At 70.8% G+C, this 5,972-nt stretch carries 4 protein-coding genes; 2 read left to right on the forward strand and 2 right to left on the reverse strand.

The genetic code is table 11. The annotated features are described in order from the left end of the window. The first annotated feature begins 236 nt into the window (after positions 1-236). A complete protein-coding gene (locus DVH02_RS17775; RefSeq protein WP_114624798.1) occupies positions 237-1,433 on the forward strand; it encodes a PucR family transcriptional regulator in 1,197 nt (398 codons plus the stop codon). Here DVH02_RS17775 and DVH02_RS17780 read toward each other — a convergent pair. Together DVH02_RS17780 and DVH02_RS17785 are read right to left on the reverse strand one after the other, a co-directional pair. Further along, on the reverse strand, positions 1,427-2,302 hold the full coding sequence (locus DVH02_RS17780; protein WP_114624799.1) for an acyl-CoA thioesterase: 876 nt from the start codon (positions 2,300-2,302) through the stop codon (positions 1,427-1,429). The genes DVH02_RS17775 and DVH02_RS17780 overlap by 7 nt on opposite strands. A 40-nt stretch (positions 2,303-2,342) precedes the next feature. Beyond that, positions 2,343-4,916, reverse strand: coding sequence for a DEAD/DEAH box helicase (locus DVH02_RS17785; RefSeq protein WP_114624800.1), 2,574 nt, complete (start codon positions 4,914-4,916; stop codon positions 2,343-2,345). 99 nt (positions 4,917-5,015) lie between these two features. On the opposite strand from DVH02_RS17785, the gene DVH02_RS17790 reads away from it, so the two are divergent. Beyond that, positions 5,016-5,807 (forward strand): metal-dependent hydrolase, encoded by a 792-nt coding sequence (locus DVH02_RS17790; RefSeq protein WP_114624801.1) that lies wholly within the window; start codon positions 5,016-5,018, stop codon positions 5,805-5,807. Positions 5,808-5,972: the final 165 nt, after the last annotated feature.

Here is a 5,972-nt window from a genome sequence, read left to right on the forward strand (position 1 = left end):
GCGACCACAGTTCATCCGAGACGACCCACGGACGCGACTCTCTCTTCCCCACGAACAGCCCAACGAGCATCCAAGCCGACGGTCACACCGATAGTGACTTCTGTTAGGACCTCTTACTGTGCGGTAGCTCACATCTCATCAGGTCGACACCGAACAGTGGTAGGGGCCGGGTGCCAACGTGGCCGCCCCGCCGTTGTACGCCGGTGACAGCGCTCGGACGGAGAAGGGCGACGCGCATGACGCTCACGCAGCAACGCGAGCCGGCCGCCGGAATCCTGCGGGCCATGGCCGCCGACGCGGACGTGTGCGGCGAACTGGTCCGCGCCGCCATGACCCACTCGCCCGAGGTGGCCCGGCTCGGCGAGGCGGAGAGCTGCCGCCATGTCGCCGCGCTCGTCACCGCGGCCGGCGACTGGTTCACCGACGTCGGACGGCTCGGGGAGCACGACCTCGCCGCCGCGCTGCTGCTGGGCGCCGACCGGGCCGGACAGGGCGTGCCGATGACCGCCCTGTTGCGCGGGGTGCAGGCCGCCCTCACCCGCGCGGCGGAGCTGACCGTCGAACGCTGCCGGTCCGCCGGGGTGCCGGACGGCCCGCTGCTCAAGGCCGTACTGCTGCTGAAGGAGTACGGGGACGCGGTCGAGCGCCAGGTGATCAGCGGCTACCGCGCCGTGGAACTGGCCGCGCCGCCGCCCACGGCGGGTGAGGCCCGGGTCCGGCTGCTGCGGCGCCTGCTGGTCGGCGGCGCGGCCCCGGCCGCCGAGGAGCTGACGGCGGCCGGGATCCGCCCCGGCGGTACGTACCACTGCGTCGTCGGTGCGGGTTCCGCGCCGGGCTCCGGCACGGCCCCCGGCGGGGTCTTCGGTGTGGTCGACGGGCGTGTGGTGGGGCTGTGTTCACGCGCTCCCGGGGACGAGTGGACCGGGGCGGGCCCGCTCGCCGTGATCGCCCCGGCCGCGCCTCTCGACGGGCTCCGCCCGGCGTACCGGCTCTGCGTCCGGGCCCTGGACATCGGCGGACGGCGCGGGCTGCGCGGACCGCACGATCTCACCGACTTCGCCGGCGAGATCGCCCTCGACGGCCAGCCGCTGCTGGGCGCCTGGCTCAGCGACCGGCTGCTGGGCGCGCTGGACCGCACGGACGGCTTCCACCGCCAACTCGCCCTCACCGCACTGACGTTCCTCGACCACGGACAGCGCCTCGACCGGACGGCCGCCAGCCTGTTCACGCACCCCAACACCGTCCGCTACCGGCTCGGCCGGCTCCACCAGATCACGGGGGAGTCCCTGACCGACACACCGTCAGGACCACTGAGCGCCCTGCACTGGTGGTGGGCGCTCACCACCTGGCTCCGCACGGCACCCGAACCCACGGCGGCGGCAGCGCCCGCGACGCCGGCCACCTCGGCCGGCTCCGGCCCCCGGCCCTACTGAGACGGGAGCTTGCGGAACAGCCCCTCCTGCACCACCGAGACCAGCAGCTGCCCCTCCCGGTTGTAGATCCGCCCCCGCGCCAGCCCCCGGCCGCCCGTCGCGATCGGCGACTCCTGGTCGTACAGAAACCATTCGTCCGCGCGGAACGGGCGGTGGAACCACATCGCGTGGTCGAGCGACGCCATGTCGAAGCCGCGCGGACCCCAGAGCGGTTCGACCGGGATGCGGACCGCGTCCAGCAGTGTCATGTCGCTCGCGTACGTCAGCGCGCAGGTGTGGACCAGCGGGTCGTCGCCCAGCGGGCCCACCGCGCGCATCCACACCGCGCTGCGCGCGTCCGCGTCCTGGATCTCCTGGCGCGTCCAGCGCAGCCGTTCCACGTACCGGATGTCGAAGGGCTGGCGCCTGGCCATGCGCTCGAACGCCTCGGGCAGTCCGCCGAGATGTTCGCGCACCTCGTCGGCGACCGTGGGCAGCGACTCGGGATCGGGGAACTCCAGCCGGGGCGCCAGCTGGTGTTCGAAGCCGCCCTTCTCCGGCTGGTGGAAGGAGGCCGTCAGGTTGAAGATCGTCCGGCCCTGCTGGACGGCCGTGACCCGGCGCGTGGTGAACGAGCGGCCGTCCCTGACCCGTTCCACCTGGTAGACGATCGGCACCCCGGGACGGCCGGGGCGCAGGAAGTACGCGTGCAGCGAGTGCACCGGCCGGTCTCCGTCGGTGGTACGGCCGGCCGCGACCAGCGCCTGGCCCGCGACCTGCCCGCCGAAGACACGTTGCAGCGATTCCTCGGGGCTGCGCCCGCGGAAGATGTCGACCTCGATCTGCTCCAGATCGAGCAGATCGACCAGCCGTTCGGCGGGATTCGTCATGTGCGTCGTCTCCGTTTTCTCAAGCCTCCGGCCGGACGGCTCAGAGCTGTCCGACCGACGTGACCCGCACGACGGCCAGTCCTTCCTCGTCGGAGGCCGCCAGATCGACCTCCGCGCCGATGCCCCAGTCGTGGTCGCCGTTCGGGTCGGCGAAGGTCTGGCGCACCCGCCACAGGCCGTGTGCCGGGTCCTCCTCGATGGCGAGGAGCTTGGGCCCGCGCGCGTCCGGTCCCGTACCCAGGTCCTCGTACTCGTCCCAGTAGGCGTCCATCGCCTCGCCCCACCGGTCCGCGTCCCAGCCCGACTCGCCGTCCAGCTCGCCCAGGTCGTAGAAGCGGTCCAGCGCGGCCAGCTCGACCCGGCGGAACATCGCGTTGCGCACCAGCACCCGGAAGGCGCGCGCGTTGGCCGTGACCGGCCTGACCTGGTCGGCCTTCTCCCGGGCCTCCTCGGCGGTCTCGACCTCGGGGTTGGCCAGCTGCTCCCACTCGTCCAGCAGGCTGGAGTCCACCTGACGGACCATCTCGCCCAGCCACGCCGTGAGGTCCTCCAGGTCCTCCGACTTGAGATCGTCCGGAATGGTGTGTTCCAGCGCCTTGTACGCGCCCGCCAGATAGCGCAGCACAATGCCCTCGGTCCTGGCCAGCTCGTAGTGCGAGGTGAACTCGGTGAAGGACAGGGCCCGTTCGTACATGTCGCGGATCACGGACTTCGGCGAGACCGGGTGGTCGCCGACCCATGGGTGGCTCGTCCGGTAGACGTTGTACGCGTGCACGAGCAGCTCTTCGAGCGGCTTCGGGTACGTGACCTCCTGGAGCCGCTCCATCCGCTCCTCGTACTCGATGCCGTCCGCCTTCATCGCGCCGACCGCCTCGCCGCGCGCCTTGTTCTGCTGGGCGGCCAGGATCTGGCGCGGGTCGTCGAGTGTGGACTCCACCACCGACACCATGTCCAGCGCGTACGACGGCGATTCCTTGTCCAGCAGCTCGAACGAGGCCAGCGCGAACGTCGACAGCGGCTGGTTCAGCGCGAAGTCCTGCTGGAGGTCGACGGTCAGCCGGACGATCCGGCCCTCCGCGTCGGGCTTCTCCAGCCGCTCCACCACACCGCCGTCCAGCAGGGAGCGGTAGATGGCGATCGCCCGCCGGATGTGCCGCAGCTGCTGCTTGCGCGGTTCGTGGTTGTCCTCCAGCAGATGGCGCATCGCCTCGAAGGCGTTGCCCGGCCGGGCGATGACCGACAGCAGCATCGTGTGGGTGACCCGGAAACGTGAGGTCAGCGGCTCGGGATCGGAGCCGATCAGCTTGTCGAACGTGGTCTCCGACCAGGCGACGAAGCCCTCGGGCGCCTTCTTGCGCACCACCTTGCGACGCTTCTTGGGATCGTCGCCCGCCTTCGCGAGCGCCTTCTCGTTCTCCACCACGTGCTCCGGCGCCTGCGCGACGACCAGCCCCGCGGTGTCGAATCCGGCCCGCCCCGCCCGGCCCGCGATCTGGTGGAACTCCCGGGCGCGCAGGGTGCGTACGCGATTGCCGTCGTACTTGCTGAGAGCGGTGAACAGCACCGTGCGGATGGGGACGTTGACGCCGACCCCCAGGGTGTCCGTACCGCAGATGACCTTCAGCAGCCCGGCCTGGGCGAGCTTCTCCACCAGCCGACGGTACTTGGGCAGCATGCCGGCGTGGTGCACACCGATGCCGTGCCGCACGTAACGGGAGAGATTGCGGCCGAACTTGGTGGTGAAGCGGAAATTGCCGATGAGATCGGCGATCCTGTCCTTCTCCTCGCGCGTGCACATGTTGATGCTCATCAGGGACTGCGCCCGCTCCACGGCGGCGGCCTGCGTGAAGTGCACGATGTAGACGGGCGCCTGCCGGGTCTCCAGCAGCTCGGTGAGCGTCTCGGTGATGGGGGTGAGCCGGTACTCGTAGGTGAGCGGTACGGGCCGGGTCGTGGACCGTACGACGGAGGTCGGCCGACCGGTGCGGCGGGTCAGGTCCTCCTCGAACCGGGAGACGTCGCCGAGCGTCGCCGACATCAGGATGAACTGGGCCTGTGGCAGTTCCAGCAGCGGGATCTGCCAGGCCCAGCCCCGGTCCGGCTCCGCGTAGAAGTGGAACTCGTCCATCACGACCTGACCGATATCGGCGTACTTCCCGTCGCGCAGCGCGATGGACGCCAGTACCTCCGCGGTACAGCAGATGACGGGCGCGTCCGCGTTGACGGAGGCGTCGCCGGTCAGCATGCCGACGTTCTCCGTGCCGAGGAGCTTGCACAGGTCGAAGAACTTCTCCGAGACCAGCGCCTTGATCGGCGCGGTGTAGAAGGTGACCTTGTCCTGAGCCAGCGCGGTGAAGTGCGCACCGGCCGCGACCAGGCTCTTTCCCGAGCCGGTGGGGGTGGAGAGGATCACGTTGGCCCCGGAGACCACCTCGATCAGTGCCTCCTCCTGCGCCGGGTAGAGCGTGATGCCCCGGTCCTCGGCCCAGGAGGAGAAAGCCTCGAAGAGGGCATCGGGGTCGGCATCCGGCGGCAGCTGATCGATAAGGGTCACGCACCCATCTTGCCTGTCTTCCGGCCGGATGCGGGAACCGGACGGCCGGACGAAGATCACGGGCGATACGCTGACCAGTCAACTGGGCACCAGGACAGTGGGCTTCACCACGAGCCGCACACCGGGTTTCACCACAACTGCAATGGGACGGGTACGACCATGATGGGACCGGCACACTCACTGTCAGGGGCAGCGGCCTGGCTGGGGGCGGGCGCCGCGGCAGCGGCCCTCGACCACGCCATGCCCTGGCCCGTACTGGTCGTCGGCGCGCTGATCTGCTCGGGCGCGGCGCTCGCCCCCGACCTCGACCACAAGGCCGCCACGATCTCCCGGGCGTTCGGCCCGGTCTCCAAGACGCTCTGCGAGGTCGTCGACAAGCTGTCGTACGCCGTCTACAAGGCGACCAGGAAGGCCGGTGACCCGCGCAGGACCGGCGGCCACCGCACCCTGACCCACACCTGGCTCTGGGCGGTCCTGATCGGCGCGGGCGCCTCCGCCGTCGCGTACACCGGTGGGCGCTGGGGCGTGCTCGCCATCCTCTTCGTCCATATGGTGCTGGCGGTGGAGGGCCTGTTGTGGAAGGCCGCCCGGGTCTCCAGCGACGTCCTGGTCTGGCTGCTCGGCGCCACCAGCGCGTGGATGCTCGCGGGCATCCTCGACCAGCCGGGCAACGGGGCGAACTGGCTGTTCACCCAGCCCGGCCAGGAGTATCTCTGGCTCGGGCTGCCGATAGTCCTCGGCGCGCTCGTCCACGACATCGGTGACGCGCTGACGGTCTCGGGCTGCCCGGTCCTGTGGCCCATCCCGATCGGCCGCAAGCGCTGGTACCCGCTGGGCCCGCCGAAGGCGATGCGCTTCAAGGCCGGTGCCTGGGTGGAGGTGAAGGTGCTGATGCCCGTCTTCATGGTCGCGGGCGGGATAGGCGCCGCGTTCGCGCTCAACCTGGTCTGAGCCCGGCCGGGTCCGGGCCACATGTCCGGGCCACATGTCCGGGCCACGGGTCCGGGCCACGGGTCCGGGGCGCCGGCCGGGCCCGGCGGCCTACGCCCGGCGGCGCGCGGCCCATACGGTGCGTTCGGTGCGGATCGCGACGTCGTCGCGATCCGCACCGAACGC

The sequence above is a fragment of the Streptomyces corynorhini genome, from assembly GCF_003346515.1.
Taxonomy (GTDB): domain Bacteria; phylum Actinomycetota; class Actinomycetes; order Streptomycetales; family Streptomycetaceae; genus Streptomyces; species Streptomyces corynorhini.